Raw genomic sequence first — 2007 nt, 5'->3', positions numbered from 1 at the left:
AATCGCGCCCGCCTGCGTTTCGTATGAACCTTGATGCTCGAACACCATCCGGACCGCCCGCGCGCGGACCTCGGGCGAGTAGCGATTTGCCATTTTGCTTTTTGTCATAACCATCATCCTTACTTAAGTTGATGGTCTCCGACAAACTCGGGGCGATTCAGATCACGACCCGCGGCGCGCCAAATCGGTCGATCAACCGTTTCATGAACCGTCTGGCGGCCTTCGCATTGCGTTGCTTTTGCACGAGAATGTCGAGCACATTCCCATCCGCGTCGACGGCCCGCCAGAGCCAGAACTTCACACCATTGATCGGAACAACGACCTCATCCAAGTGCCATTTGTCACTGGTGCCAGGTCTGTCGCGCTTGATGCAATCGGCGAAATGACGGCCAAACCGATTCACCCAGTTCCGGACGGTTTCCCGGCTGACTATCACGCCGCGTTCGGCAAGCAGATCCTCGACATCTGCGGTGCTGAGCGCAAAACGATGATACGCCCAGACCGCATAGGCGACGATTTCACGAGGGAAGCGGTAGCCTTTCAGGCGAGGCATCGTGCAAGGTATCTTCATCCCGGCTGACTATGCGAAAGCCCACGCCCAAACAAGTTGGCAATGCCGCCGCCGAGGCCACCTGATCCTGTTTCAACAGCTCATAGCTCATCCGGCGCGGCCCGAAAGGGGTCGTCGTCAGAATTTCCATATTTATTCTTCACAGGACAAAACTTTTTCGCCCGCCGGAAACCGACGCTTGTTGACAGCTGTCAACAGATGGCCCATGTTCTGAAGTGTGTAGATTCAGATGATCATGTGACTGTGATCATGGGCCTCTCGGGATACGTTCTCGGGGGGCTTCTTTTTGCGTTCTGTCTGTCTGTGCCTCCTTCTTGGTTTCAGGGTTTCGTTTACCGGCCGCGTTGCCTGCGGCCGGGCCTAGCCATCATCGCCGTCCTTCCAGCGATGATGCAGGTCCGGAAGCGCCGCGATCAGCCATTCGGCAAATCCCGGCGCGGTCTTGTCGGGCAGCTTGAGCAAGGTCGTCCCCGACCTGTGCAGGGCCTGCCCGATGGTCTCGCCCGCCGCCCCCTTGAGCGGCGTGTCGGAGGCAGGCGGCTTGCGGCCCGGCGTGTCGCGGTGACGCTCGATCGCTTTGAAAAGCGCCTCGAACCGCGCGTCCGAACTGCTGCCATCCCGCGCGAGATTGACCGTGGCGATCGCCTCATCGACCGAGAACACATCCGTCTCGATCCGTTCGGCCAGCGTCAGCCAGCGGTCGCGCCCCACCGACGGCGCGGCGCCGATCGCCTCGATCAGATCGGGAGACAGGCGGTCGACCACCGAAAGCATGCGTGAAATCAATGTCTTGTCTATATGAAGCGCCGCGCAGATGGTGCTTCGCTCATAGCCCTGATCGCGCATCTGCCGGGCGAAATTGGCCTTCTCGATAAAGCTCAGATCCCGGCGGGCGGCGTTTTCCTGACCCTGCGCCAGGATCAGTTCGCGGTCGTCGAGATCACGCACCAGTGCCTTGACCGGCTGACCGAGATCGCGCAGCGCCAGAACCCGGCGGCGGCCATAGACCACCTGGTAGCGGTCCTTGCGGTCGGGGTGGGGGCGCAGGAGCACCGGCACCTGCTGGCCGTGATCGCGGATCGAGACCATCAGCGCCTGATGGTCGGCCTCGTCGAAATCCAGCCGGTCGCGCAGCCCGCCGGCCTCGATCTGATCGGGGTCGATCTCGAGCACGGAGCGCGATTTCAACCCGGCAATGGATTGGCTGACCGCCCCGATCGCGCCGCCGGAATAGCGCGGTCGCCCGGTATCGACGCGAGCCTCACCGGTCTCGGACCTCGGCTTGGGTGCCTCCATCAGCCCCTTGAGGGGCATTGCCAACTTGTTTGGGCGTGGGCTTTCGCATAGTCAGCCGGGATGAAGATACCTTGCACGATGCCTCGCCTGAAAGGCTACCGCTTCCCTCGTGAAATCGTCGCCTATGCGGTCTGGGCGTA

General features: G+C 61.3%; 1 protein-coding gene and 2 pseudogenes. 1 reads left to right on the top strand and 2 read right to left on the bottom strand.

The features are described from left to right. Positions 1 to 160: 160 nt before the first annotated feature. Both BHD06_RS22575 and repB read right to left on the bottom strand, forming a co-directional pair. Positions 161 to 571: pseudogene (locus BHD06_RS22575) on the bottom strand (IS6 family transposase); the annotation flags it as partial. A 360-nt stretch (positions 572 to 931) separates the two neighbouring features. Further along, entirely contained in the window at positions 932 to 1885 is a 954-nt protein-coding gene (gene repB, locus BHD06_RS22570; protein ID WP_080459183.1) for a plasmid partitioning protein RepB, read from the bottom strand. A gap of 42 nt (positions 1886 to 1927) precedes the next feature. Here repB and BHD06_RS23445 point away from each other — a divergent pair. After that, a pseudogene (locus BHD06_RS23445) lies at positions 1928 to 2007 on the top strand (IS6 family transposase); the annotation flags it as partial.

The sequence above is a fragment of the Roseovarius sp. A-2 genome, from assembly GCF_002072155.1.
Lineage (GTDB): Bacteria > Pseudomonadota > Alphaproteobacteria > Rhodobacterales > Rhodobacteraceae > Roseovarius.
This window is presented reverse-complemented; position numbering and strand designations above follow the sequence as displayed.